General features: G+C 67.2%; 26 protein-coding genes. 15 read left to right on the top strand and 11 right to left on the bottom strand.

The window, feature by feature from the left end; translation table 11 throughout:
• The first annotated feature begins 28 nt into the window (after nucleotides 1–28).
• From ACZLZY_RS17250 to ACZLZY_RS17235, 4 genes are read left to right on the top strand one after another with little or no spacing between them, the layout of a single operon-like run.
• Complete coding sequence (locus ACZLZY_RS17250; RefSeq protein ID WP_472935444.1) at nucleotides 29–316, top strand: YciI family protein; 288 nt, start codon at nucleotides 29–31, stop codon at nucleotides 314–316.
• Between the two features lie 3 nt (nucleotides 317–319).
• Nucleotides 320–754: an EVE domain-containing protein gene (locus ACZLZY_RS17245; protein WP_472935443.1), complete on the top strand. Its 435-nt coding sequence runs from the start codon at nucleotides 320–322 to the stop codon at nucleotides 752–754.
• Nucleotides 755–814: 60 nt separating this feature from the next.
• A complete protein-coding gene (locus ACZLZY_RS17240) occupies nucleotides 815–1,033 on the top strand; it encodes a DUF3072 domain-containing protein (RefSeq protein WP_472935442.1) in 219 nt (72 codons plus the stop codon).
• Nucleotides 1,034–1,073: 40 nt separating this feature from the next.
• Nucleotides 1,074–1,742, top strand: coding sequence for a class I SAM-dependent methyltransferase (locus ACZLZY_RS17235; RefSeq protein ID WP_472935597.1), 669 nt, complete (start codon nucleotides 1,074–1,076; stop codon nucleotides 1,740–1,742).
• 55 nt (nucleotides 1,743–1,797) lie between these two features.
• Here ACZLZY_RS17235 and ACZLZY_RS17230 read toward each other — a convergent pair whose 3' ends face one another.
• Entirely contained in the window at nucleotides 1,798–4,125 is a 2,328-nt protein-coding gene (locus ACZLZY_RS17230) for an FdhF/YdeP family oxidoreductase (protein WP_472935441.1), read from the bottom strand.
• A gap of 79 nt (nucleotides 4,126–4,204) precedes the next feature.
• Nucleotides 4,205–4,741 (bottom strand): L,D-transpeptidase family protein, encoded by a 537-nt coding sequence (locus tag ACZLZY_RS17225; protein ID WP_472935440.1) that lies wholly within the window; start codon nucleotides 4,739–4,741, stop codon nucleotides 4,205–4,207.
• A 100-nt stretch (nucleotides 4,742–4,841) separates the two neighbouring features.
• Between ACZLZY_RS17225 and ACZLZY_RS17220 the strand changes: the two genes are divergently transcribed.
• Entirely contained in the window at nucleotides 4,842–5,525 is a 684-nt protein-coding gene (locus tag ACZLZY_RS17220) for a response regulator transcription factor (RefSeq protein WP_472935439.1), read from the top strand.
• 171 nt (nucleotides 5,526–5,696) lie between these two features.
• Nucleotides 5,697–6,152 (top strand): Crp/Fnr family transcriptional regulator, encoded by a 456-nt coding sequence (locus tag ACZLZY_RS17215; protein ID WP_472935438.1) that lies wholly within the window; start codon nucleotides 5,697–5,699, stop codon nucleotides 6,150–6,152.
• A 103-nt stretch (nucleotides 6,153–6,255) separates the two neighbouring features.
• Here the strand turns inward: ACZLZY_RS17215 and ACZLZY_RS17210 are convergent, their stop codons facing one another.
• Entirely contained in the window at nucleotides 6,256–7,056 is an 801-nt protein-coding gene (locus tag ACZLZY_RS17210; RefSeq protein WP_472935437.1) for an exodeoxyribonuclease III, read from the bottom strand.
• 149 nt (nucleotides 7,057–7,205) lie between these two features.
• Here ACZLZY_RS17210 and ACZLZY_RS17205 point away from each other — a divergent pair, with 149 nt between their 5' ends.
• Nucleotides 7,206–7,664 carry a hypothetical protein gene (locus ACZLZY_RS17205; protein WP_472935436.1) on the top strand — a complete coding sequence of 153 codons (459 nt, stop codon included), beginning with the start codon at nucleotides 7,206–7,208 and terminating at the stop codon, nucleotides 7,662–7,664.
• 175 nt (nucleotides 7,665–7,839) lie between these two features.
• A complete protein-coding gene (locus ACZLZY_RS17200) occupies nucleotides 7,840–8,721 on the top strand; it encodes an alpha/beta fold hydrolase (protein ID WP_472935435.1) in 882 nt (293 codons plus the stop codon).
• Between the two features lie 162 nt (nucleotides 8,722–8,883).
• Here the strand turns inward: ACZLZY_RS17200 and ACZLZY_RS17195 are convergent, their stop codons facing one another.
• The 5 genes from ACZLZY_RS17195 to tesB form a co-directional block, all read right to left on the bottom strand.
• Entirely contained in the window at nucleotides 8,884–9,537 is a 654-nt protein-coding gene (locus ACZLZY_RS17195; protein ID WP_472935434.1) for an outer-membrane lipoprotein carrier protein LolA, read from the bottom strand.
• 163 nt (nucleotides 9,538–9,700) lie between these two features.
• Nucleotides 9,701–12,727: a DNA translocase FtsK gene (locus ACZLZY_RS17190; protein WP_472935433.1), complete on the bottom strand. Its 3,027-nt coding sequence runs from the start codon at nucleotides 12,725–12,727 to the stop codon at nucleotides 9,701–9,703.
• Nucleotides 12,728–12,961: 234 nt separating this feature from the next.
• Nucleotides 12,962–14,326 carry an ammonium transporter gene (locus ACZLZY_RS17185; RefSeq protein ID WP_472935432.1) on the bottom strand — a complete coding sequence of 455 codons (1,365 nt, stop codon included), beginning with the start codon at nucleotides 14,324–14,326 and terminating at the stop codon, nucleotides 12,962–12,964.
• A 17-nt stretch (nucleotides 14,327–14,343) separates the two neighbouring features.
• Nucleotides 14,344–14,682 carry a P-II family nitrogen regulator gene (locus tag ACZLZY_RS17180; RefSeq protein WP_472935431.1) on the bottom strand — a complete coding sequence of 113 codons (339 nt, stop codon included), beginning with the start codon at nucleotides 14,680–14,682 and terminating at the stop codon, nucleotides 14,344–14,346.
• Between the two features lie 243 nt (nucleotides 14,683–14,925).
• A complete protein-coding gene (tesB, locus tag ACZLZY_RS17175; protein ID WP_472935430.1) occupies nucleotides 14,926–15,804 on the bottom strand; it encodes an acyl-CoA thioesterase II in 879 nt (292 codons plus the stop codon).
• Nucleotides 15,805–15,939: 135 nt separating this feature from the next.
• Here tesB and ACZLZY_RS17170 point away from each other — a divergent pair, with 135 nt between their 5' ends.
• From ACZLZY_RS17170 to cysN, 7 genes are all read left to right on the top strand, one after another.
• Nucleotides 15,940–17,196 (top strand): ubiquinone biosynthesis hydroxylase, encoded by a 1,257-nt coding sequence (locus tag ACZLZY_RS17170; protein ID WP_472935429.1) that lies wholly within the window; start codon nucleotides 15,940–15,942, stop codon nucleotides 17,194–17,196.
• Between the two features lie 173 nt (nucleotides 17,197–17,369).
• Nucleotides 17,370–17,738: a DUF2849 domain-containing protein gene (locus ACZLZY_RS17165; RefSeq protein ID WP_472935428.1), complete on the top strand. Its 369-nt coding sequence runs from the start codon at nucleotides 17,370–17,372 to the stop codon at nucleotides 17,736–17,738.
• Nucleotides 17,739–17,811: 73 nt separating this feature from the next.
• The gene (locus ACZLZY_RS17160) at nucleotides 17,812–19,506 is read left to right on the top strand and encodes a nitrite/sulfite reductase (RefSeq protein WP_472935427.1); all 1,695 of its coding nucleotides are present in this window, start codon (nucleotides 17,812–17,814) and stop codon (nucleotides 19,504–19,506) included.
• The gene (locus tag ACZLZY_RS17155) at nucleotides 19,503–20,018 is read left to right on the top strand and encodes a DUF934 domain-containing protein (protein ID WP_472935426.1); all 516 of its coding nucleotides are present in this window, start codon (nucleotides 19,503–19,505) and stop codon (nucleotides 20,016–20,018) included. The genes ACZLZY_RS17160 and ACZLZY_RS17155 overlap by 4 nt, the downstream gene beginning before the upstream one ends.
• A 188-nt stretch (nucleotides 20,019–20,206) precedes the next feature.
• Entirely contained in the window at nucleotides 20,207–21,034 is an 828-nt protein-coding gene (locus ACZLZY_RS17150) for a phosphoadenylyl-sulfate reductase (protein ID WP_472935425.1), read from the top strand.
• A gap of 14 nt (nucleotides 21,035–21,048) precedes the next feature.
• Complete coding sequence (gene cysD, locus ACZLZY_RS17145; RefSeq protein ID WP_472935596.1) at nucleotides 21,049–21,942, top strand: sulfate adenylyltransferase subunit CysD; 894 nt, start codon at nucleotides 21,049–21,051, stop codon at nucleotides 21,940–21,942.
• Entirely contained in the window at nucleotides 21,942–23,585 is a 1,644-nt protein-coding gene (cysN, locus tag ACZLZY_RS17140) for a sulfate adenylyltransferase subunit CysN (protein WP_472935424.1), read from the top strand. Before cysD ends, cysN begins: the two co-directional genes overlap by 1 nt.
• A gap of 149 nt (nucleotides 23,586–23,734) precedes the next feature.
• Here cysN and ACZLZY_RS17135 read toward each other — a convergent pair whose 3' ends face one another.
• The 3 genes from ACZLZY_RS17135 to ACZLZY_RS17125 all read right to left on the bottom strand — a co-directional run bounded on the left by ACZLZY_RS17135 (nucleotide 23,735) and on the right by ACZLZY_RS17125 (nucleotide 25,041).
• Nucleotides 23,735–24,055, bottom strand: a complete 321-nt coding sequence (locus tag ACZLZY_RS17135) for a type II toxin-antitoxin system PemK/MazF family toxin (protein WP_472935423.1) — start codon at nucleotides 24,053–24,055, stop codon at nucleotides 23,735–23,737.
• Entirely contained in the window at nucleotides 24,049–24,303 is a 255-nt protein-coding gene (locus ACZLZY_RS17130) for an AbrB/MazE/SpoVT family DNA-binding domain-containing protein (RefSeq protein WP_472935422.1), read from the bottom strand. Before ACZLZY_RS17130 ends, ACZLZY_RS17135 begins: the two co-directional genes overlap by 7 nt.
• A 75-nt stretch (nucleotides 24,304–24,378) precedes the next feature.
• Nucleotides 24,379–25,041 (bottom strand): YiaD family glycine zipper/OmpA-like lipoprotein, encoded by a 663-nt coding sequence (locus ACZLZY_RS17125; RefSeq protein ID WP_472935421.1) that lies wholly within the window; start codon nucleotides 25,039–25,041, stop codon nucleotides 24,379–24,381.
• Nucleotides 25,042–25,269 lie beyond the last annotated feature (228 nt).

The following is a 25,269-nucleotide window of genomic DNA, read 5'->3' as shown; positions in this document are numbered from 1 at the left end:
CGCCACCATTCGCCCTGAAAGGATTTCCATGCTGTTCGCCATCTTCTGCGAGGACAAGCCCGGCGCGCTGCCGCTGCGCCTCGAAAACCGCCCCGCGCATCTCGAATTCCTCACCGGCCTTGGCGACACGCTGAAGCTCGCCGGTCCCTTCCTCGGCGAGGACGACAAGCCGGTCGGCTCGATGCTGGTGGTCGATGCCGAGAATGCCGAGGGCGCCCGGACGATCGCCGCAGGCGACCCCTATGCCAAGGCCGGCGTCTTCGCGTCGACTGCGGTCCGCCGCTGGAACTGGACCGTCAAGAACCCGGAAGCCTGAGCCGTGGCATTCTGGCTGTTCAAGTCCGAGCCGGTGAAATGGTCCTGGGACATGCAGAAGAAGGCCGGCGCCAAAGGCCAGGAATGGGACGGCGTGCGCAACTACCAGGCGCGCAACTTCATGCGGACGATGAAGAAAGGCGAGCGCGGCTTCTTCTACCATTCCAATGACGGGAAGGAGATCGTCGGCATCGTCGCGGTGCTCAACGAGATCCATGTCGATTCCACCGCCGACAACCCGACTTGGGAATGCGTCGACCTCGTCGCCGTGACCGATGTGCCGAAGCCGGTCGGGCTCGACGTGATCAAGGCCGATCCGCGGCTGAAGGACATGGTGCTCGCCACTAATTCCCGCCTCTCGGTGCAGCCAGTGACGGAGGAGGAGTTCAGGACCCTCTGCGAGATGGGCGGCGTCGATCTCAAAAAGGCGCTCGGCTGAGCATGGAACCCTCGGGTCGCTCGGAACATTGCAAGAACACACAACCCATGGAGTGTTCCTATGAGCGATGCCAAGACCGATACCGGCCAGTCCAATACCGAGAAGGACCCGGACGACTGGACCACTGGCGACGAGCCGATGACCGGCGCCCAGGGCTCCTACCTCAAGACCCTCTGCGAAGAGACCGGCGAGACCTTCAACGACAAGCTCACCAAGGGCGACGCGTCGAAGATGATCGACGAACTACAGGGCCGCAGCAAGCGCCTCAAGGAAGGCTGACCCCGGCAGGGCCGGCGTGACGCCGCCCGCCGCCGAACCAATGCCCGGGCGCCTAACGCCCGGGCGAGCCCGCGCCTTCATCCTCGACAATACCGACGTCGTCCGTCCGCCGCACGTTCCTGAAATCGCCCTTCGCCTTGCAACGGAGGCGCACGATCTTTGGCTGCGGACGGAGAGTGAACTGGAAGCGATCGGCTTGCCACCGCCCTACTGGGCCTTCGCCTGGGCCGGCGGACAAGCGCTCGCCCGCTACGTGCTCGATCACCCCGAAAAGATCCGCGGCCGGACCGTGCTGGATTTCGCGTCCGGCTCGGGCCTCGTCGCCATCGCCGCCGCCAAGGCGGGTGCTGACGCCGTGACAGCCGCCGACATCGACCCTTTTTGCCGCGAGGCCATCCTCCTCAATGCCGACCTGAACAAGGTGGATCTCGCCGTCGTCATCGACGATCTCGTCGACGCCGTCGTGGAAGCGGACGTGCTGCTCGCCGGCGACGTCTTCTTCGACAGGGCGATGGCGGACGCGATCATTCCCTGGTTCGACGCGCTCGCGGCCGCCGGCAAGACCGTCCTCGTCGGCGATCCTGGGAGAGCTTACCTCCCAGTCGAGAAATTGACCCGATTGGCGACCTACGAGGTCCCGGTCACCAGGGCGCTCGAAGACGCCGAGGTAAAGCGCAGCACCGTCTGGCGGTGGCAGCCGAAAGGCTGACCTTCCGCCAACGCGGCACCGCGCGCTGCATCGGCCTTACGAATCCCTCGCTGCCTCAAGCCGCCGCGACAAAACTGCCGCGCTTGATGATCTCGACCGGGATCGATTTCGCCGCCGGCACATGGGCTTCTTCCGCATGGTGCCAGAGCGGCAGCAGCGGGTTGAGCTCGGGGTAATAGCCGGCGATCGCGCCTTTCGGCACGGCGAAGGCGTGCACGCGCAGATCCAGAACGCGGCGGTCGACGCCGTCGTCGGCATGCGTCGCGCAGTCGACGCGGTCGTCGTCCTTCAATCCCAGCCGCTGCATGTCCTCGGCGTTCATCAACAGCACCATGCGGGTGCCGCTGATGCCGCGCAACCGGTCGTCATAGCCGTAGACCGTGGTGTTGAACTGATCGTTGGAGCGGACGGTCATCAGGCTGAGGATCGTCTTGCCGTCGACATGGATGTCCGGGTTCACGTCGAGCCCGTTCGGGACGAGGAAGTTCGCCTTCTTCGTCTCGGTCTTCCACACCCGGTTGCATGCCTCGATGTCGCGGTGGAACCCGCCGGGCTGCAGGAAGCGGGCGTTGAAGCCGGTGAAATCCTTCGGATAGGTCTTCTCGATGGCGTCGCGGATCTTGGAATAGTCGCCGACCCACTCGTCCCACGGCACGCTGGAGCGGCCGCCGACAGTCGCCTTGGCGATCTCGGCGACGATCTTCGGTTCCGACAGGAGCTCGGGCGAGGCCGGCGCGCTCCAGCCGATGGAGCCGTGGATGCAGGCGGTGGAATCCTCGACCGAGACATGCTGCTCGCCGGATGCCTGCACGTCCTTCTCCAGCCGCCCAAGGCACGGCAGGATGTAGGTCACCTCCCCCGGCAGCAGATGGTTGCGGTTGAGCTTGGTCGAGATCTGCACCGACAGCCGCAGCTTGCGCCAGCCGTCCTCGAGCAGCACCGTCTCCGGTGCCGCGCGGGAGAAATTACCGCCGAGCGCGACGAAGCCGCGCACGCTGCCGTCGAGGATGCCCTTGCACGAGGCGACGGTATCCAGCCCCTTCGTGCGCGGCGGCTCGAAATGGTAGAGCTCGGCAAGCTTGTCGAGCGGCACCAGCTCCGGCTTCTCAGAGATGCCGACGGTGCGCTGTCCCTGCACGTTGGAATGGCCGCGGATCGGCGAGATGCCGGCGCCGGGCTTGCCGATATTGCCGCGCATCAAGAGGAGATTGCAGAGCATCTGCACGTTCTCGGTGCCGTGACGGTGCTGAGTCAGCCCCATGCCGTAATTGGCGATGACGGCCTTCGCCATGGAGTACTGGCGCGCGACGTGCTCGAGCTCTTCCTGCGGGATGCCGGAGCAGCGGACGATCTCGTCCCAGCCGGTGGCGCGGACAAAAGCCTCGAACTCGGAAAAGCCGTGGCCGTGTTCCTCGATGAAGGCCACGTCGAGGACGCGCGGCTTTCCGGCGCCTTGCGCCGCGTCGTCGAGCGCCAGGACACCCTTGGCGATGCCGGTCATCGCCGCCATGTCGCCGCCTGGCCGCACCTGGTAGTAATCGCTCGACATCTTGACGCCGTCGCCGCCCGACAGCATTTCCGTCGGCGACTGCGGATCCTTGAAGCGCATCAGGCCGCGCTCGTGCAGCGGATTGAACGTCACCACCGGTACGCCGCGCTGGCGGGCATCGTGCACCTGGTGGAGAAGCCGCGGGGCGTTGGTGCCGGTGTTGTGGCCGAAGAAGAACATCATGTCGCAGAGTTCGAAGTCCTCGAGTTGCACCGTCCCGACCGGCGAGCCGATCGACTTCGGCAGGCCGACCGACGTCGATTCATGGCACATGTTGGAGGAGTCCGGCAGGTTGGAAGTGCCGTAAATGCGGGCCATCAATTGCCACATGTAGGACGTCTCGAGCGATGCGCGGCCCGAGGCGTAGAAGACGACGCTGTCCGGCTCCATCTGCTGCAGCTCGGCTCCGATCTCGCGGAAGGCGTCGGCCCATTTCACCGGGATGTACTGGTCGAGCGAGGCGTCGTAGCGCATCGGCGTCGTCAGGCGGCCTTGCTTCTCGAGGTCGTGGTCGGTCCAGTTGCGCAGCTCGCTGACGCGGTGCTTGGCGAAGAAGGCGCGGTCGCAGCGCTTCGACGTCACCTCCCAGACCGTCGCCTTGGCGCCGTTCTCGCAGAACTCGGCCAAATGTGGCTTCTCGGGCTTGGCCCAGGAGCAGGAGACGCACGCGAACCCGTCCGCCTTGTTCTGCTTTCGCAGCATCTCCGTCATTGTGCCGATCGAAAGCCCCTCGGCATGGGTCTTTTCGAGCACCGACTTCAGCGAGCCCCAGCCGCCAGAGGGCTTGTCGTAGGCGGAGATAACCGGATTGTTGGTGATTTCGGCGCGTTCCATCAAAACATCTCCGCAAGGGCGGCATGGCCGCCGGCATTTGCAGACCAACGGGCTCTGTTTGGAGCCGTTCCATTGGCGGTCAGCGCAAAACCGTCAGCCGGACCCCGCGGCGCAGGAACGGCGCCAGGCGCCGCATGTCGGCCGGAGACACCGCGACGCACCCTTCCGTCGGCGCGTAGCCCGCGCGGGCGATGTGCAGGAAGATCGCGCTGCCCTTGCCGCGCTGGCGCTGGGTGATGTTCCAGTCCAGCACGACGACCAGATCGTAGAGCCTGTCGGCGCGCTGGAGCGTCTCGGTGCTCGCGGGAAACGGCAAGCGAACCGGCCGGTTATAGGCCGGATGCGTCGGAGCGTCGCACCAGCCGCTGTCGGGGCGGCTGCGGAGCGTCGGCAGAGCCGGGCGGACGCCGGAGAGCCGGCCGGAGCGGACATAGCAGCTGAGCAGCGCCATCGTCGCGACGGGGGTCGCACCATCGCCCTCGCGCTTGAACACCGTCGTTCCCGAGCGGCCAAGCGCACAGGGGAGCCGCAAGGGCCCGGCCGCGAGGATGCCCCGGCGTGGGTCGAGCGACGAGCGGCGGACGCGGATATCGGTGCAACCGGTGTTTTTTTGCATGACGTCGCCGAGTTGAACCCTATCTGATGTCACGAATTGTTACCGTCACGATGCGGTCACCCGCAACAGGACGGAAACCGAAACCGAGCGAAGGCCATTCATGACCGCACGCAGCATCCTGATCGTCGACGACGACGACGACCTGAGGCAGACCCTCGCCGAGCAGCTGTCGCTGCATGAGGAGTTCACCGTCCTGCAGGAACCGACCGCCGCCAAGGGCATCGCCGCCGCCCGCGCGGGGCTGATCGACCTCGTCTGCATGGATGTCGGCCTGCCCGACATGGACGGTCGCGAGGCGGTGAAGGTGCTGCGCAAGTCCGGCTTCAAGGCGCCGATCATCATCCTCACCGGCCAGGATACCGATTCCGATACCATCCTCGGCCTTGAGGCGGGCGCCAATGACTACGTCACCAAGCCCTTCCGCTTTGCAGTGCTGCTCGCCCGCATCCGCGCCCAGCTGCGCCAGCATGAGCAGAGCGAGGATGCGACCTTCCAGGTCGGCCCCTACATCTTCAAGCCGAGCCAGAAAGTGCTACTCGATGATCGCGGCGGCAAGATCAGGCTGACCGAGAAGGAGACGGCGATCATCCGCTATCTCTACCGCGCCGACCGCAAGGTCATCACCCGCGACATCCTGCTCGAGGAAGTCTGGGGCTATAATTCCGGCGTCACCACCCATACGCTGGAGACGCATGTGTACCGGCTCCGGCAGAAGATCGAGCCGGATCCATCGAACGCCCGTCTGATCGTCACGGAGTCGGGCGGCTACAAGCTGATGCCGTGAACCGGCGGCCGGGCAGTGTCGGTGTTTCGTCGCCGCGCCGCCTTCCGCCCGCATGTTGTGTTGATGAGCTGGGAACGCAGTTTTCCTAAGCAATTTGCATCGTTATAGAGTGAGGATGTCAGAGGCCGCGCCGGGCGTGGCGGCAGGTGGGACGGGAGTGATCAGCGCCGGATGAGCCTTGAAAGCGACATCGCGGTGCTGAGGCAAGTCCCGCTGTTTGCCGATCTGACGGCAGATCAGCTGCGGCTGCTGGCCTTCGGGGCGGAACACCGGCGGCTGAAGTCCGGCGAGACGCTTTTCCGCGTGGCCGCGCGGGCCGACGAGGGTTTTGTCATCGTCAGCGGCGAGATCACGCTGAAGGCCGGACCGCCGGGCGCGGAAGTGCCGGTGGCAGGCTTCGGTCCGGGCGCCCTTCTCGGCGAACTCGCTTTGATCACCGAGACCCGCCGCGCCGCCACGGCCTTTGCGGATGGCACCTGCGACCTCATCCGCATCCCGCGCACGCTGTTCCGGCGGATGCTCGAGGAATATCCCGACCTTGCTCTGGTCCTGCACGAGCGGATCGCCGACCAGCTCACGCGGATGATGCACGACATCACCGCGCTGGAGCATCGCTTCACCGACTGACCGGCGCCGTGCGCGCGGGGTCCTAAGATGCACCCGCATGAGCCAACAGGCCTTCCGCAAACCGTTATGGCATTTCGGACCATTGCCCGAACGGTACTTCGCCTCAGAGGTCGAGGCTGACGACCACCGGCACATGGTCCGACGGCCGATCCCAGCCGCGGGCATCCTTGAGGATCTCGAGGCCCTTCAGGAGCGGCGCGAGGTCGGCCGAGCCCCAGACGTGGTCGAGGCGCCGGCCGCGGTCGGCCGCCAGCCAGTCCTTCGCGCGGTAGCTCCACCAAGTGTAGAGCTTCTCCTCGATCGGCACCTGCGCCCGCATCAGGTCAACCCAGTGGCCGTCGGTCATCACCCGCAGCAGCCCTTCCGTCTCGACCGGCGTGTGCGAGACGATCTTCAGGAGTTGCTTGTGCGACCAGACATCGGTCTCGAACGGCGCGATGTTGAGATCGCCGACGAGGATCGACGAGACGCCCGGCTCGGCCATGGCGCTGGTGCGGCGCATCTCGTCGATGAAGTCGAGCTTGTGGCCGAACTTCGGGTTGACCGTCCGGTCAGGCTCGTCGCCGCCGGCCGGGACGTAAAAATTGTGCACCCTGAGCTGCCGACCGCCAACGTCCATGCGCACCGACAGGTGCCGGGCGTCGCCGATGGCGCAGAAATCCTGGCGGGTCACGTCGACCAGCGGCCGCAGCGAGAGCGTCGCCACGCCGTGATAGCCCTTCTGGCCGTGCATCGCGATGTGCTCGTAGCCGAGCGCCTGCAGCGCCGTCAGCGGGAACTGGTCCTCCTGGCACTTGATCTCCTGCAGGCAGAGCACGTCGGGCCGGTGCGAGCCGAGGAAGCGCTCGACCAGCGGCAGCCGCAAGCGAACGGAATTGATGTTCCAGGTGGCGATCGAAAACATGCGGGGCTTCCAGCGGCAGGAGGGTCGCGCCCTTATGCGAGCGGGCAGCGGGGCGTGCAAGCCTCGATGACCGAGCCAAGAGGACAGGTTCCGGGCAGCCTCGCGGGTTAAGAAAGTCTGAATCGCCATGGATGAGATCGGAGGATCCGATGGAAAAGACCTACCTGCGTGCCGTCGAAGTGGACCAGTGGCAGACCCGGCAAGACATCACCGTCACCATTCCCGACAGCTTCGACCGGGAGGTCATGGCCTCTCTGCCCAGCCTGCCGGACGAGCCTGAAAAGGCGGTGGAATGGTCGGGCATGCTGGAGATGATCGGCAATGCGAGCGGCGTGCTCTGGCAGAAGGATGCCGAGGTCGAATCCCTGAAGACCCAGATCGAGATCCAGAAGAAGGCGATGCTCGACGAATGCCAGGGGCTGCAGGCCGAGCTGAAGGAAGCCCGCGACGAGACGCATCGCGCCAATGCCGCGGCGGTACTGGCCACCAACCGGGCGATCAAGGCGGAGGCCTGGCTTCAGCAGGTGAAGGAAGCTTTGGCCTCGGGCTTTGCCCCGCATCTCGGCCGCGCGCCGGTCGAGCGGCCTTCGGCCCTCCTCGCCCGCTAACGCAAAGCGGCGCCCGCGGAATCGGGATCGACTAAAGGACAGTCCGGCGCCGGGATTGCGAAGCCGGGCCTTCGGCTGTCTTTGCAACGGCCCGCTTGGCGCCCTAAATCTCGGCTCCCATTCCGTTCAACAGGGATCGCCATCCGAGGTGGACGGCGTTCCAGAGGGAGAGCCGATGTTCGACCGCTTCGAGACCCGCCTCGTCCCCGGTGCCGGCGCCGACATCTGCGTCCATACCCGGGGGACCGGCGCGCCGCTGCTGCTGCTGCACGGCTACCCGCAGACCTCGGCGATGTGGGCCGGCATCGCGGAGGAACTCGCGGAGCACTTCACGGTCGTCGCCGCGGACCTGCGCGGCTACGGGCAATCCTCGGTGCCGGAAAGCCAGGGCGGCAAGGCCTATGCCAAGCGGGTAATGGCGGCCGACATGGCGGCGGTGATGACGGCCCTCGGCCACCCGCAATTTCACGTCGCCGGGCACGATCGCGGCGGGCGCGTCGCCTACCGGCTGGCGCTCGACCACCCGGACAGGGTGGTGCGGCTTGCCGTCATCGACATCGTCCCGACCATCGAGGTCTGGGAGGCAATGGACGCCAGCGCCGCGATGAAGACCTATCACTGGCCCTTCCTCGCACAGCCCTTTCCGATGCCGGAAACCCTGATCGCCGCAGATCCCGATGCCTATCTCCGCCACACCATCGCGAGCTGGACGGCCTCGGGGACGCTGGAGGCGTTCACTCCCGCAGCGCTCGACTTGTACCGCGCCTCGTTCCGCCAGCCGGCCCGCACCCACGCCGCCTGCGAGGACTATCGGGCAGGCTGGGCGATCGACCGGCTGCACGACGCCGAGGACCGCGCCGCGGGGCAGCGGATCCTGGCGCCGACGCTCGCCCTTTGGGGCAGCCATGGCATTCCCGCCGCCGGCGAGACGCCGCTCGGCGTCTGGAAGCGCTGGTGCGCCAGTGTCGAAGGCCGGCCGATCGACGGCGGCCATTTCCTCGTCGAGGAGGCCCCCGCCGAGACGCTTGCCGCGCTGCTCGGCTTCTTCAGGCGGTAGCGCAGCCGCCAGCCGCCGAGGTTTTCCGGGCCGGAACGAGCTGACCGGGCACCGACCGATCCACCGGGCATCAAAACGAGAAACGCCGCGCGCCCCATTGGACGCACGGCGCTCACACAGTCGGACGACAGCAACTACTGCCGGTCTGGCCGGTCGGAATGGCTACTTGTTGCCGGTCTGGCCGGTCGAGATCGCGGTGTAGGGAATCTTGAACATCGTCTGGTCGAGCTTCACGCCGCTGCGGACGTTGTAGACCATCACGGTGGTGTCCTTGCCCTGGTTGTCGCGGATGGTCCATTGGCGAAGGTCGAAATTGGCGGGGTCGAACATCATGGTGATGCGGCTGCTACCGAACACCGACTTGTCGCCCATCACGATGGTGGTGAGGTCCGGCTCTTCCTTGACCGCCTGGATATTGGCCGCCGACAGGTCGATGCGCTGGTTGAGCAGGAGCTTCAGCGGCGTCTTCGACAGGGGGTAGAGGTCCCAGGTGTTGAGCTTGCGGTTGTTGATCGCCACCTGCTCGCCATCGGCGATCACCCGCAGCGGCGTGCCGCTGTAGTCGAAGCGCAGCTTGCCCGGCCGCTCGATGTAGAACTTGCCCTCGCTCTGCTTGCCGTTCGGATCGAACTGCATGAAGTCGCCGGTCATCGCGCCGACGCTGGAGAAGTGATCCGCGACGGCTTGCGCGGCAGCGCTCGCCTGCGCCTTGGCGGGCATCGCCGACAGACCGAGCGGCAGGACCAGCGCCACGCCCATCAGCGCACGGCGCAGCAGCCGGGAGAAGGCGCCGCGGGTATTGCCTCGATCGAACATCGTCATCCTTTTTGTGTCTTCTGGCTGCGCCGCCGGTGGGCGGCACCCGTCTCTTCCGCCATGCCGGCGGAAGCAGTCTCACGTTGGCATCTGATGCCACGGCGCTGCGGCTTCAATAGGGCGGAGGCGTTGTCGCCGGCGGTCTTCCGGCAAATGTGATGCCCTACCGTTCGTCGTCCGTCGGCACCAGGATCTCGCGCTTGCCGGCATGGTTGGCGGGGCCGACAATGCCCTCGCGCTCCATCCGCTCGATGATCGACGCCGCGCGGTTGTAGCCGATCTGCAGCCGCCGCTGGACGTAGGAGGTCGAGGCCTTGCCGTCGCGCAGCACCACGGCCACCGCCTGGTCGTAGAGATCGGCGGACTCGTCCGTGCTACCCTCTTCGCCGCCGCCCTTTCCGCCCTTGACGGGCTCGTCGGCGCCATCGTCCTCTTCCTCGAGGATGGCATCGAGATAGTCCGGGGTGCCTTGCGCCTTCAGGTGCTTGACGATGTCCTCGACCTCGGCGTCATCGACGAACGGTCCGTGGACGCGCTGGATGCGGCCGCCGCCAGCCATGAACAGCATGTCACCCATGCCCAGCAGCTGCTCGGCGCCTTGCTCCTGCAGGATGGTGCGGCTGTCGATCTTCGAGGTCACCTGGAAGGAGATGCGGGTCGGGAAGTTCGCCTTGATCGTGCCGGTGATGACGTCGACCGAGGGCCGCTGCGTCGCCATGATGACGTGGATGCCGGCAGCGCGCGCCATCTGCGCCAGCCGCTGGACGGTGCCTTCGATGTCCTTGCCGGCGACCATCATCAGGTCGGCCATCTCGTCGATGATGACGACGATGTAGGGCAGCGGCTGGAGGTCGAATTCCTCGGACTCGAAGATCGGCTCGCCGGTCTCGCGGTCGAAGCCGGTCTGCACGGTGCGCGAGATCGACTCGCCCTTCTCGATCGCCGAGGCGACGCGGGCGTTGAAGCCGTCGATGTTGCGCACGCCGACCTTCGACATCTTGCGGTAGCGGTCCTCCATCTCGCGGACCGTCCACTTCAAGGCGACGACCGCCTTCTTCGGATCGGTCACGACCGGCGAGAGCAGATGCGGGATGCCGTCATAGATCGACAGTTCCAGCATCTTCGGGTCGATCATGATCATCCGGCACTCCGCCGGGGTCATCCGAAACAGGAGCGACAGGATCATGGTGTTGATCGACACCGACTTGCCCGAGCCGGTGGTGCCGGCGACGAGAAGATGCGGCATCTTGGCGAGATCGGCGATCACCGGCTCGCCGCCGATGGTCTTGCCGAGCGCCAGGGCGAGCTTGCTCTTGCTCTGCAGGAAGGTTTCCGACGCGATCATCTCGCGGAAGTAGACGGTCTCGCGGCGCTGGTTCGGCAGCTCGATGCCGATGGCGTTCTTGCCGGGAATGACCGCGACGCGGGCGGCGATCGCCGACATCGAGCGGGCGATGTCGTCGGCAAGGCCGATGACGCGGGAGGACTTGATGCCGGGCGCCGGCTCCAGCTCGTAGAGCGTCACGACCGGGCCGGGCCGCACCTCGATGATCTCGCCCTTCACGCCGAAATCGTCGAGCACGCCTTCGAGCAACCTGGCGTTCTCCTGCAGGATCTCCGGCGACAGCATGGAGTCGCGGCTCCGCGGCTTCGGCGGCGACAAGAGCTCGATCGGCGGCAGCTCGAACGGCAGCGCGATCGCATTGCGCTGGGCGGCGAGCGCCCCGCCGCGCTGCGGACGGCCGCGGGCCGGCACGGGCGCCGGGGCTGCGGCGACCACGCGGGCGGCAGGGGCTTCCGGCGCGCGGGGCGCTGCGATGCCACGCGGCTCGGGGCGCGCGGCCGGCGGGTCGCGGCGCTCGCTCTCATTGGCAGCGTCGGGCTTGCGGCGCTTGCCGGGGAAGGCGACGATGTTGGCGGCGATGCCGCGCCAGCCGCTCGGCTCCTCGGCGACGACCGGGCGCTCGATCAGCGGCTCGGCCGGGGCGATGCGGACATCGTCGTCCAGCGGCGGCTCCCAGCCGCCCTCCTCGTCGAGATCGACCGGCGCGAACTCGCGGTGATGGCCGTCGTGATCGCCATATCCGGCCTCGTCCTCATACGCGTCCTCGTCGACGTCGGCCTCGGCGACCACCGGTGCGTTCCGGCGCCGTGCCTCGGCGGCGGCGTCGACGTCGAACTGGAAGGGCTCGGGATTGTCCTTGCGCGGCACGCCGGCATCCTCGTCGTCCATCGGGTCGATGTAGCCGCCGCTCTCATAGGGCGCGGTGACGCGGATCTGCCGCGGGGCGACCTCGCGCGGGGCGGCTTCGCGCGGCGCCGGCTCCACGTAATCGCCGTCCTCGGTCTCCCAGGTGTCGAAGCGGTCGGCGAACTCGCCGGGCTCCTGGCGGGCCTCCTGTCGTTCGCTGCGGCGGCGGTCGAAGGCTGCCTTGGCGGAATAGGCGGTGTGGGCGATGGCGCCGAACAGCAGCGCGAAGCGGCCCTCGCTCTCCTCCTCGTCCTCGTCGCGCTCCTCGGCCTTGACCGGGCGGCCGCGCGCATCCTGGCGAAGGGCGGCGGCGACCGGGCGGCGGGTGTCCATCGGGTCGGGCGTCGCGCGGTCGATCACGGCGGCGCCGTTGAGGAACAGCCAGCCGGCTGGCAGCGCGATCATCGCCGCCAGCACCATGGCGAGCGTGCCCTCCGGATAGGCGCCGGTGGCGAGCGCCGGGAACTTGAGAACGAGGTCGCCGGCGACGCCGCCAAGGCCGATCGGCAGCGGCCAGCCGGCGGGCGCCGACAGGCAGCCGAGCGCGGCGGAGGCGAGCACGATGCCGGCGAGCGCAAACCAGGCGCGGCGCCAGATCCGGTCGACCGGCTTGCCCGCGGCGAGGATGACGCCCCAGATCGCCGGCAGCACCGCCAGCAGCACCGCGCCGAGGCCGAAGATCTGCATGGCGATGTCGGAAACGACGGCGCCCGTCGCGCCGGCATAATTGACGACGGCATTGTGGTTGGACTGGCTGAACGAGGGATCGGTGACCGTCCAGCTGGCGAGCGCCAGGCTGAGGAAGCCCGCCAGCCCGATCAGGCCGATGCCGCCGGCGATCTCCGCCTGCCGCTTGAAGAAGCTCACCGGCTCGGCCGGTGCCGCTGCTGTCGCCCGCGCCCGCGCGTCGGGCCGGGTTCCCACTGTCGTCGATGCCATGTCTGCCGCCCGTCTGTCTGGTCGTACCCGGGCGCGATCGAGCCTGGGTATCGTTGCCGCGAGAGTAGGACGGTCTGGTTAATGCCTCTTTAACCCTAAGAGAGTGTTTGCAATTTTCCCAAGACGCCCTGGTTTTAGAGCGGTCGGCGACACGAAAAAGGGGCCCGCCTTGCGGCGCGCCCCTTCGGTTTTGGCAGGTGTTCGAACGGGGCCGGCCGAGCGCCGGCGCCGTTCTCAGGAGTGGTAGGCCGCCTCGCCGTGATAGCTGAGGTCGAGGCCTTCGCGCTCGGCCTCGACGGTCGGCCGGAGGCCAACGATCAGGTCGACGATCTTGTAGAGGATCGCCGAGCCGATGCCGGACCAGACGAGCGTGACGAGGACCGCGTAGATCTGCGTCATCGTCTGGCCGCCCATGGTGACGCCCTCGACATAGCCGGTGCCGCCGAGCGAGGTCGAGGTGAAGATGCCGGTGCCGACGGCGCCGATGATGCCGCCGACGCCGTGCACGCCGAAGACGTCCAGGCTGTCGTCATAGCCGAACTTGTTCTTCACCACCGAGACGAAGAAGTAGCAGACGACCGACGCGAGGGCGCCGAGCGCGATGGCGCCGACCGGGCCAACGGTGCCGCAGGCCGGGGTGATGGCGACGAGACCGGCGACCATGCCGGACGCCGCACCCAGCATCGAGGCCTTGCCGCGGGCGAAGGTCTCGACCAGCGACCAGGCGACGATGGCGCCGGCGGTGGCGACGAAGGTGTTCATCATGGCGAGCGCCGCGCCGCCATTGGCCTCGAGGTTGGAGCCGGCGTTGAAGCCGAACCAGCCGACCCAGAGCATCGAGGCGCCGACCATGGTCAGCGTCATCGAGTGCGGGGCCATCATGTCCCGGCCGAGACCCGTCCGCTTGCCGACGAAGATGCAGCCGACGAGGGCGGCGATGCCGGCATTGATGTGAACGACCGTGCCGCCGGCAAAATCGATCGCGCCCCAGCCGAAGATCATGCCGTTGGCGTCCCACACCATGTGCGCGATGGGGAAGTAGATGAAGGTGACCCAGAGCACGGTGAACAGGATCACCGCCGAGAACTTGATGCGCTCGGCGAAGGCGCCGACGATCAGCGCCGGGGTGATGGCGGCGAAGGTCATCTGGAAGCAGATGAACACGTATTCCGGCAGGACCACGCCCTTGGTGAAGGTGGTCGCCGTGGTTTCCTTGCTGACGCCGGCGAGGAAGACCTTGGCGAGGCCGCCCCAATACGGGCTGGTCGAGCCGCCGAAGGCGAAGGAGTAGCCGTAGACGACCCAGATGATCATCACCACGGCGACGATCATGGTGCACTGCATGAGGACCGAGAGCATGTTCTTGGCGCGAACGAGGCCACCGTAGAACAGCGCAAGGCCCGGAACGGCCATGAACAGCACCAGGAGCGACGAGGTCATCATCCAGGCGGTGTCGCCCTTGTCCATGACGTCGGCGACGGGAGGGGTGACGGCGGCGGCGGCGTCCACCGCAGGCGCGGCCGCGTCCTGGGCGAAGGCCGCGGTCGCGGCCAAGCCGGCGAGGACCGCGGCGGAAAGGAGGGTTCTACCGAAACGCATATGAAGGAGTTCCTTTCTCAGAGCGCGTTGGAATCGACTTCGCCGGTGCGGATGCGCACGGCGGAATCGATGCCGAAGACGAAAATCTTGCCGTCGCCGATCTGGCCGGTCTTGGCGGCGGTGGTGATCGCCTCGACCGCGCGCTCGACCATGTCGGACGCCACGGCGACCTCGATCTTGAGCTTGGGCAGGAAGCTCACGGCGTATTCGGTGCCGCGGTAGATTTCCGTATGGCCCTTCTGCCGGCCGTAGCCCTTCACTTCCGTGACGGTGAGACCCTGGATACCGACAGCTGTCAGCGCTTCGCGCACCTCGTCCAGCTTAAACGGCTTGATGATGGCCATCACGATCTTCATGTGCACCTCGAAAACTGGAGCGGCGGCGAAACGGAAATCGTCCGCGAGAGCCGAGCCACTGCCCTCCGGACCGCATGTCCGCGAGGGTGACTGGTCTCCGTTATTCAAGCCGCGTGCCAATTGCCGGACATGCCGCGATTTAGCCGCATTTTCCCACCGCAGCCGCACACGCCGACGCTGCAATGCATCATTTGGATGCGCTCAAAACTCGCGCATTTGCCTGAATGGTAAGCATGTGATGCTTTAGGAGGCGACAGGCGCGCCCCTGCGAGGTCGGGTGAGCCCCTCTTGCGCTACCGAGGCGATCAGCGTTCCGTCCTGGCAAAACAGCGCGCCCCGCGTCAGTCCGCGGCCGCCGGACGAGCTCGGGCTGTCCTGCGAGTAGAGCATCCAGTCGGACACCCGGACGGGGCGATGAAACCACATGGAATGGTCGAGGCTCGCCGCCTGGATGCCGGGATCGAACACCGAGCTGCCATGCGCGAACAGCGAGGTGTCGAGGAGGGTCATGTCGGAGAGATAGGCGAGCACCGCCGCATTCAGCGCCGGGTCGTCGCCGACGTCGGAGATCGCCCGGACCCAGATCTGCTGCACCGGCTCGAGCTTCTCGGTCGTCAGGTAGTGGTCGAAGGAGACCGGCCGGAACTCGATCGGGCGCGGTCGGCGCCAGTAGCGCTGCACCGGCTCGGGCGCTTTCTCCAGGAGCATCGCTTTCAACTCGTCGCCGTGCGGCAGTTCGTCCGGCCCCGGCACGTCCGGCATCGCCGCCTGGTGTTCCAGCCCCGCCTCGTGGCGCTGGAACGAGGCGGCAAGCGTGAAAATCGCCTGGCCGTGCTGGATCGCCGAGACCAGCCGCGTGGCGAACGAGCCGCCGTCGCGGATCCGGTTGACGTCGTAGACGATCGGCACCTTCGGATCGCCCGGCCGCATGAAATAGCCGTGCAGCGAGTGCACCGGCCGGTCGGCGGGGACGGTGCGCTGCGCCGCGACCAGCGCCTGCGCGATCACCTGGCCGCCGAAGACCCGCTGCCAGCCGCCTTCCGGCGAGACCCCGCGGTAGAGATTTTCCTCGATCCGCTCGAGATCCAGCGTCTCCAGCAGCTTGCGCACACCCTCGTCCATCCTGGTCCCCCTGCTCTTGTCTTCCCGGTATGGCGCAACCCTTGGCGAGACAAAAGGCTGCGGCACCACGGCATCGGTTGTCCGATCCCGGTGAACCCACTAGATCAGTGAGAACAGCCTATCCGAGGAGCCGTGATGTCTGAGACCCCCGAGCGCTATGACATCGTCGTGGCCGGTGCCGGCTATGTCGGCCTCGCCACCGCCGTCGCCATCGCCGACGCTGCCCCGGGCCTCCGGCTGCTGGTGGTGGACGCGGCGCCCGACGGTGCCTGGCGCCGCGATGGCCGCGCCTCGGCGATCGCGGCCGCCGCGATCCGCATGCTGGACCGCCTCGGAGTCCGGGACGGCATCGCCCATGAGGCTCAGCCGATCACCGAGATGATCGTCACCGACTCCAAGACCGCGGACGTGGTGCGGCCGGTGTTCCTGACCTTCGGCGGCGAGGCGACGCCGGGCGAGCCCTTCGCCCACATGATGCCGAACGTCGCGCTGAACGGCGCCTTGCGGGCCCGCGCCGAGGCGCTCGGCGTCGCGATCCGCGGCGGCACGACCGTCACTGGCTACGACGAGGGCCCCGCCTCGATCGAGATTCATCTCGCCGGCAGCGGCGGCACGCATCTGGCCGGCGGCGAGACTGTCGAGGCCCGCCTCCTCATCGCCTGCGATGGCGTGCGCTCGAAGATCCGCGACATGGCGGGCATCCGCACCGTCCACACCGATTACGGCCAGTCCGGCATCGTCTGCACCGTGGCGCACGAGCGCCCGCACAACGGCCGCGCCGAAGAGCACTTCCTGCCGTCCGGCCCGTTCGCGATCCTGCCGCTGAAGGGCAACCGCTCCTCGCTCGTCTGGACCGAACCGACGCGCGAGGCCGAGCGCCTGGTCTCCGGCGACGATCTGGTGTTCGAGCTCGAGCTCGAGCAGCGTTTCGGCCACAAGCTCGGAAAATTGACCGTCGAGGGCGGCAAGCGCGCCTTCCCGCTCGGCCTCACCATCGCCCGCGACTTCGTCAAGCCGCGCGTGGCGCTGGCGGGCGACGCCGCGCACGGCATCCACCCCATCGCCGGCCAGGGCCTGAACCTCGGCTTCAAGGATGCGGCAGCGCTCGCCGAGGTCGTGGTCGACGCGAGCCGTCTCGGCCTCGACATCGGCGCGCTTGACGTGCTCGAGACCTATCAGCGCTGGCGCCGTTTCGACACGGTGCAGATGGGCGTCACCACCGACGTCCTCAACCGGCTGTTCTCGAACGATAATCCGCTCCTGCGCGCCGCCCGCAGTTTCGGCCTGTCGCTGGTCGATCGCGCGCCGGCCGTGAAGCGTGCCTTCATCGCCCAGGCGGCGGGCACCGGCAGTCGCGCCAGCCCGAAACTCCTGCAAGGAGAGGCGATTTAGGCCCGCCTGAACCATCCCGCCTCATTCTCGGCGCCCGGCAGCAAATTCTTCCCCTTCCTGCACCGTTTAGGGAATTGCCGCCGCCGCAGTTTCGGCGGAGAACGCGTAGTTAGAACCATGACAAGCGCCGCCTGCCGGCGATGACGGCATGGCGGCGAACGAAAGGCATCTCGATGGCGAACGAAGCGAAGGCCGGACCCAAAGCCTCCCCGAAGTCGAAGGGGCCGCAGCTTCCCGTCGTCCTCAGCGCCAATAATCTCCTGGAAGGTGACGTCGTCTTCCTCGTCCCCGGCGGCTGGACGCGCAATCCGGCCGAGGCCGAGGTGGCCAACGACACGGCTGCTGCCGACGACATGCAGGCCCGTGCTGCCGCGGCGGTGAAGGCCAACCTCGTCGTCGATCCCTATCTGGTGCCGGTGGTGATCGACGCCGGCGGAATGCCGGTCGCCCGCCATTTCCGTGAGCTGATCCGCCAGAAGGGCCCTTCGACGCATCCGGACTTCGGCAAGGAAGCCGCCTTCCGCAACACCTACGCCGGCTGACGCTCAGCCCCGCCGCGGAAACTTCTCCCGGTAGAGATTGCTCCGTCACCGTCCCGTCCGAAAGGAAGCCGCGATGTACCGCTATGACGAATTCGACGAGCGCTTCGTGCGCGACCGCGTCGCCCAGTTCCGCGACCAGGTGGCGCGCCGTCTCGACGGCTCGCTGTCGGACGACGAGTTCAAGCCGCTGCGGCTGAAGAACGGCCTCTATCTCCAGCTGCACGCCTACATGCTGCGCGTTGCCGTGCCCTACGGCACGATCAGCTCGAAGCAGTTGCGCCAGCTCGCCCACATCGCCGAAAAATTCGACAAGGGCTACGGCCACTTCACCACGCGCCAGAACATCCAGTTCAACTGGCCGGCGCTGAAGGACGTGCCGGAGATCATGGATCTCCTTGCTGACGTCGAGATGCACTGCATCCAGACCTCCGGCAATTGCATCCGCAACGTCACCGCCGACCAGTTCGCCGGCATCGGCAAGGACGAGGTCGAGGATCCCCGCCCGACCGGCGAGCTGATCCGGCAATGGTCGAGCCTTCACCCAGAATTCGCCTGGCTGCCGCGCAAGTTCAAGATCGCCGTCACCGGCGCCGAGCACGACCGCGCGGCGATCAAGGTGCACGACATCGGCCTGCGCATCCTGCGCCATGCGGAGACCAACGAGGTCGGCTACCAGGTCATCGTCGGCGGCGGTCTCGGCCGCACCCCGATGATCGGCAAGGTGATCCGGGAATTCCTGCCGAAGGGCGAGCTCCTCGCCTATCTCGAGGCGGTGATGCGCGTCTACAATTCGGAAGGCCGCCGCGACAACAAGTACAAGGCGCGGGTCAAGATCCTGGTGCACGAGACCGGCCCGGAGGAATTCATCCGCCAGGTCGAGGCCGAATACGCTCAGCTCAACGGCCCGACGATCAATGCCCCGGCCGAGGAGGTCGAGCGGATCGCCGCCTACTTCGCCAATCCCGACTTCGAGACGCTGCCCGAGACCTCGGCGCTGCTCGCCGCCGCGCGACAGATCGATCCCGGCCTCGACCGCTTCGTCGCCCAGAACGGCTTTCCGCACCGCGCGCCGGGCTACATCGCCCTCACCGTCTCGCTGAAGCCGATCGGCGGGGTCCCCGGCGACATGTCGCACCAGCAGATGCGCGCCTTCGCCGACATCGCCGAGCGCTATTCCTTCGACGAGCTGCGCGTCACCCACTCGCAGAACCTCGTTCTGCCGAGCGTGCGCCAGGACGACGTGCCGGAGGTCTACGCCGCGCTGAAGGCGGCGGGGCTCGCCACCGCCAATGCGGGCCTCGTCACCGACATCATCGCCTGCCCCGGCCTCGACTACTGCGCGCTCGCCACCGCCCGGTCGATCCCGATCGCACAGGACATCGCCGAGGTCTTCCGCGACGACATCCGCGCCCAAGACATCGGGCCGCTGCAGATCAAGATCTCCGGCTGCATCAATGCCTGCGGCCACCACCATGTCGGCCATATCGGCATTCTCGGGCTGGAGAAGTCCGGCAAGGAAAACTACCAGATCACCCTCGGCGGCGACGCCTCGGAGCATGCCGCGCTCGGCGAGCGCCTCGGCCCCGGCATCGACGGCGACCATGTGCCCGGCGCGATCGAGGCGATCGTCGCGGTCTACCTGAAGGAGCGCGCGGCCGGCGAAGAGTTCATCGCGACCGTTCGCCGCGCCGGTCTCGATCCGTTCAAGGCCGGCTTCACCGCCTATGTCGCCGAGAAGACCGGCGCGACCGTCGAGGAACTCGCATGACCTTGCTCGTCGGCAATGAGGGCGAGCGCGCCGAAGAGTTCACCGAGGTGAACGAGGTCGCCGAGCTGTCGCTGGCCCAGGGTCCGATCCTGGTCCCGCTGGAGGTCATCGACACCGCGATCGAGGACCGGCGCAACCAGCGCCTCGGCCTGGTGATCGCCAATGATGCCGAGATCTCGGCGGTCGAGCCCTATCTCGGCGCGCTCGATCTCATCAGCGTCGTCTTCCCGTCCTTCTCGGACGGCCGCGGCCTGTCGCTCGCCAAGAAGCTTCGCCGCGCCGGCTTCACCGGGACGCTGCGCGCCTCGGGCCCGCTGATCGCCGACCAGTTCGCCGAGGCGCTGGCCTGCGGCTTCGACGAGGTGAAGCTGCCCGACGCGATGGCCGCCCGCCAGCCGCTGCAGCAGTGGATGCACGCCAAGGGCATCGTCGTGAACCACTATCAGAGCGGCTATGGCGAGGGCGAAAGCATCTTGCAGAAGCGCCTTGCCGCCCGCCGCACGGCCGACTGAACGAACCACGGCAGGCACGCACGCCAGGACGGTGTGCGACGCCCTAGCCTGCCAGCCGTCTCCCCGGCATCGAGGGAGATCAGACACACCGCCAGCCGCGGGCCGGTCTTCCTTGCCGGGAGACGCCGGCAGACGGGGCGCAGACGATGCCGTGCGCCAATGCCGGCCCCAACCTTCGAGGCTCATCCATGAGCAATGATTCACGTGAGACACTGGCGGCCGAGCTGAACGCGGCCTTCCCTGCGTTGAGCCCGCTGGAGCGTCTGCAGTTGCTTGTCGAGCGGGTGCCCGGCCGTCCCGTCTTCACCACCAGCCTCGGGATCGAGGACCAGATGCTGACGCACCTGATCTTCCAGAACGCGCTGAAGATCGACGTGAAGACGCTGGATACCGGCCGGCTCTTCCCGGAGAGCTACACGCTCTGGCGCACGACCGAGGAGAAGTACGGCCGCCGCATCAAGGCGATGTACCCGCAGGCCGAGCCGCTGGAAGAACTGGTCAACGACCAGGGCATCGACGGCTTCTACTACGCCCCGGAGTTCCGCAAGGCCTGCTGCGGCGTGCGCAAGGTCGAGCCGCTCGGCCGGGCGCTGGCAGGGGCTGCCGGCTGGATCACCGGCCTGCGCCGTGACCAGTCGCTCAACCGCGAGAGCATGGAGTTCGTCGGCTATGACGGCGCCCGCGACCTGATCAAGGCCAACCCGCTGTTCGACTGGACGCGCGAGCGCATCCGGCTCTTCACCGAAGAGCAAGGCGTGCCGGTCAACCCGCTGCACGCCGAGAACTTCCTTTCCATCGGCTGCGCGCCGTGCACCCGGGCGCTGAAGCCCGGCGAGCCCGAGCGCGCCGGGCGCTGGTGGTGGGAGGAGGAGACGATGCGCGAATGCGGGCTGCACATCGAGGCCGACGGCCGGGTGGTACGGACCAAGGATCTCGTCCCCGGCCACCAGCATGGCGACGCCGCCTTCGAGCGGCTCGGCGCCGACGACACGATTGCAAAAGGACCTGCCGCTTGACCCAGACGACGCGCATGACCCACCTCCAGCGGCTCGAAGCCGAGTCGATCTTCATCATCCGCGAGGTCGCCGCCACCGCGGAAAACCCGGTGATGCTCTATTCCATCGGCAAGGATTCGGCTGTCATGCTGCATCTGGCGCTGAAGGCCTTTGCGCCGGGCAAGCTGCCGTTCCCGCTGATGCATGTCGACACCAAGTGGAAGTTCCGCGAGATGATCGAGTTTCGCGATCGTCTCGCCGAGCGGCTGGGGCTGAACCTCATCGTCTACACCAACCAGGCGGGCGTCGAGGCCGGCATCAACCCCTTCGCCTCCGGTTCGCGCGTCCATACCGACGTGATGAAGACCGAGGCGCTGAAGCAGGCGCTCGACATTCACAAGTTCGACGCGGCCTTCGGCGGCGCGCGCCGCGACGAGGAAAAGAGCCGCGCCAAGGAGCGCATCTTCTCGCTGCGCTCGGCCGAACACCGCTGGGACGCCAAGAACCAGCGGCCCGAGCCCTGGCGCCTGTTCAACACCCGCAAGCGGAGCGGCGAGAGTTTCCGCGTGTTCCCGCTGTCGAATTGGACCGAGGCCGACGTCTGGGACTACATCGCGCTGGAGAACATCGAGGTGGTGCCGCTCTACTTCGCCAAGCCGCGGCCGGTGGTCGAGCGCGACGGCATGCTGATCATGCGCGACGACGACCGCATGCAGTTGCTGCCGGGCGAAGTGGTGCAGGACCGCGTGGTCCGCTTCCGCACCCTCGGCGACTATCCTTTGACCGGCGCGGTGGAATCGTCCGCGGCGACCCTTCCGGAGATCATCGCCGAAATGCGCGGCAGCCGCTCGTCCGAGCGCGAAGGCCGGATGATCGACAAGGACGGCGGCGCCTCGATGGAAGAGAAGAAGCAGGAAGGCTATTTTTGATGAGCGCCGTCAACGCCCGCATCCCGGACGCCGAGTTCGCCAGCCCTGCCGCCGACACCGCGGCGGTTCCCTCCCCCGCCCCGTCGCTCTTGCGCTTCATCACCTGCGGCTCGGTCGACGACGGCAAGTCGACGCTGATCGGCCGCCTGCTCTATGATTCCAAGGCAGTCTTCGACGACCAGCTGGAAGCACTGAAGCGCGACTCGAAGAAGTTCGGCACCACCGGCGACGATCTCGACTTCGCCCTCCTTGTCGACGGCCTCTCGGCCGAGCGCGAGCAAGGCATCACCATCGACGTCGCCTACCGCTATTTCTCGACGTCGAAGCGCGCTTTCATCATCGCCGACACGCCGGGCCACGAGCAGTACACCCGCAACATGGCGACCGGCGCGAGCTCGGCGGAGCTTGCGGTCATCCTCGTCGACGCGCGCAAGGGCATCCTGCCGCAGACCCGCCGCCACTCCTTCATCACCTCGATGCTCGGCGTGAAGAGCGTCATCATCGCGGTCAACAAGATGGACCTCGTCGGCTACGACCAGGGCGTCTTCGATGCCATCGTCGCGGGCTACAAGGAGATCCTCCCCTCCCTCGGCTTCACCGACATCGCCTATATCCCGCTCTCGGCCAAGAACGGCGACAACGTCACCGCCCGCTCGCCGAACCTGCCTTGGTACACCGGCGAGACCTTGCTCGAGCGCCTTGAGACCGCTGCGCCCGAGACCTTCGAGGAGGAAGGCGCGCCGTTCCGCATGCCGGTGCAGTGGGTCAACCGCCCGAACCTCGATTTCCGCGGCTATTGCGGCACCATCGCCGGCGGCCGCGTCTCGCGCGGCGACGAGGTCGTGGCGCTGCCGAACAACGGCACCACCCGCATCAAGGCGATCTATGGCCCCTCCGGCGAGGTCGCCAGCGCCGGCGCCGGCGAGGCGGTCACGCTGACGCTCGCCGACGAGGTGGACCTGTCGCGCGGCGACGTGCTGGTGCGCCGCGGCGACACGATCGCCGCGCACAAGACGGTGAAGGCGGAAATCCTCTGGATGGTCGAGCGGCCGCTGGTCTCGGGCGGACGCTTCATCGCCCGCATCGGCTCGGCCCAGACGCCGGCCAGCGTGCGCAGCCTCGACAAGTCGATCGACATTCACACCTACCAGCCGCGCGACGCCAATGCGCTCCTGATGAACGAGATCGGCCGCGTCACCATCGCCTTCGACCGGCCGCCGGTGACGGTGCCCTATGGCGAGAGCCGCGACCTCGGCGCCTTCATCCTGATCGACCAGCTGACCAACGAGACCGTGGCGCTCGGCTTGGTGCGCGAGGTTGGCGCCAATGCCCCCGCCCCCGAAGGCGCCGCGCTGCCGGCGGCCGTCGCGCTCACCCCGCTGGAGAAGGCGCAGCGCGCCTGGCTCGGCGCCGATGTCGCTCTGCACCCGTCGCGGCGCAAGGGCGCCATCCGCTTCCGCGCGCTGGCTGCCGTCGCCATCGCGCTGCTGTCGCTGCTGCTCGGTCTGCATCTTCTTGCCGCCGTGGTGCTCGGCGTCGCCGACTTCCTGGTCCGCCCGTTCCTGCGCGGCCTCGTCGACCGCACGGAGCGCAGGCCGGCGCGGATCGATCCGACGACGGTCGTCGACGGCGCGGGCATTTGAAGGCCATCCCCAGCGAGCACGAACGGCCGGCGACACGCAGCTAGCTCTGGCGCCAGTTCCCGATCGTCGAGGCCGTGCTCTTGGTCCTCTCCGTCGGCGCGTGCTTCGCGCTGACGGCGGGGTTGGTCGGGTAGGCACGTGCTGACGCGCTATTCGGTGTAGAATTTCACAAGGATGCCGAGAACCTGCCGTAGGGCAGCATCGTCAAGCACGCCCAGACGCCGGATCAGCCGTCTTTTGTCGACGGCCCTGCTCTGCTCGGGCAGCACGAAACCATTTACGCCTTCGAACGTCGTTTCTACCCGAAAACGTGCTGGTCGACTGCCCGACGTCATAGGCGCGATCGTTACGGTGGACAGCCGCTCGTTCAACGTGTCCGGCGAAATGACCAAGCAAGGTCGGGTCTTTTGGATCTCCGAACCCACGGTGGGGTCAAGGCTGGTCAGCCAGACCTCGCCGCGCCTCACCATTTCAAATCTGCGTCACCGTCATTGGCGAACTCGGGCCAGACCAGACCATCATCGCCTTCCGCAGCGAGACGCGCCGCGTCCTCGGCCCAGCCTGCGCGCGGATCGAAGCCGGCACGTTCGATGACGACCCTGCCGGTTTCAACCGACACCGTCAGCTCGTCCCCCGCCGTTGCTCCCAAAGCGGCGAGCAATGCCTCAGGCAGAACCAAGGCGGTCGAATTGCCGAACTTTCTGACGGCGGCACGCATCTGTCTCTCCTCGGCGGTCGAGGAGAGAATAGCAGATGCGCTACTTCCGAAACAGCTCAGCCGTCGCGGTACTGCTTACCCCTGCGAATACGGCGAGATCGACACTTCGACGCGGCGGTTCTGTGCGCGGCCGTAATCGGTGTCGTTCGGGGCGACCGGGCGGCTCTCGCCAAAACCCTGGACGTTGAGGCGGCGGGCGCTGACGCGCTGGCTGGCGAGGTAGTCGGCGACGCTTTCCGCGCGGCGGCGCGACAGGTCGAGATTGTAGCTGTCGGAACCCTGGCTGTCTGTGTGGCCGTCGACGTCGACGTCCGAGCGGTCGTACTTGGCGAGGACGATCGCGACCGAGTTCAGCACGGGGTAGAATTCCGAGCGGATGGAGTCGCCGTCCGAGGGGAAGGTGATGTTAGAGGGCATGTTGAGGATGATCCGGTCGCCCTGGCGGGTGACGGAGACGCCGGTGCCCTGCAGCTGGCGGCGGAGGTCCGCCTCCTGGTTGTCCATGTAGGCGCCGATGCCGCCGCCGCCGATGGCGCCGATGCCCGCGCCGATCAGCGCCGCATTGCCGGAATTGGTGCCGGTCGCCTTGCCGACGAGGAAGCCGCCGAGCGCGCCGACGCCGGCGCCGATGCCCGCGCCGCCGACGGTGTTGGAGAGCTTCTGCTCGCCGGTATAGGGATCGGTGGTGCAGCCGGTCAGCACGATCGTGGCGCAGGCGAAGGCGATGATGGGCTTCATGGGGAACCTCGTCGGACGGCGCAGAGGCGCGCAAACGGACACCGCGTCCGTGTTGGATCGACGCCGGACATCTTGCCGAAAAATGGCGAAATCCGGTTGATTTTTAGTTAAATCCGAAGGGTCGGCTGAATGCCGTTCACGTGAGGCAAGGCCGTCACATTTGGTCCGGGAGCCTTATGGTCGCGTCCGGCAATACCTCCGGTGGGCCGTCGCCTCAACCTCATCGGT

The sequence above is a fragment of the Mesocryomonas lacus genome, assembly GCF_055730135.2.
This window is presented reverse-complemented; position numbering and strand designations above follow the sequence as displayed.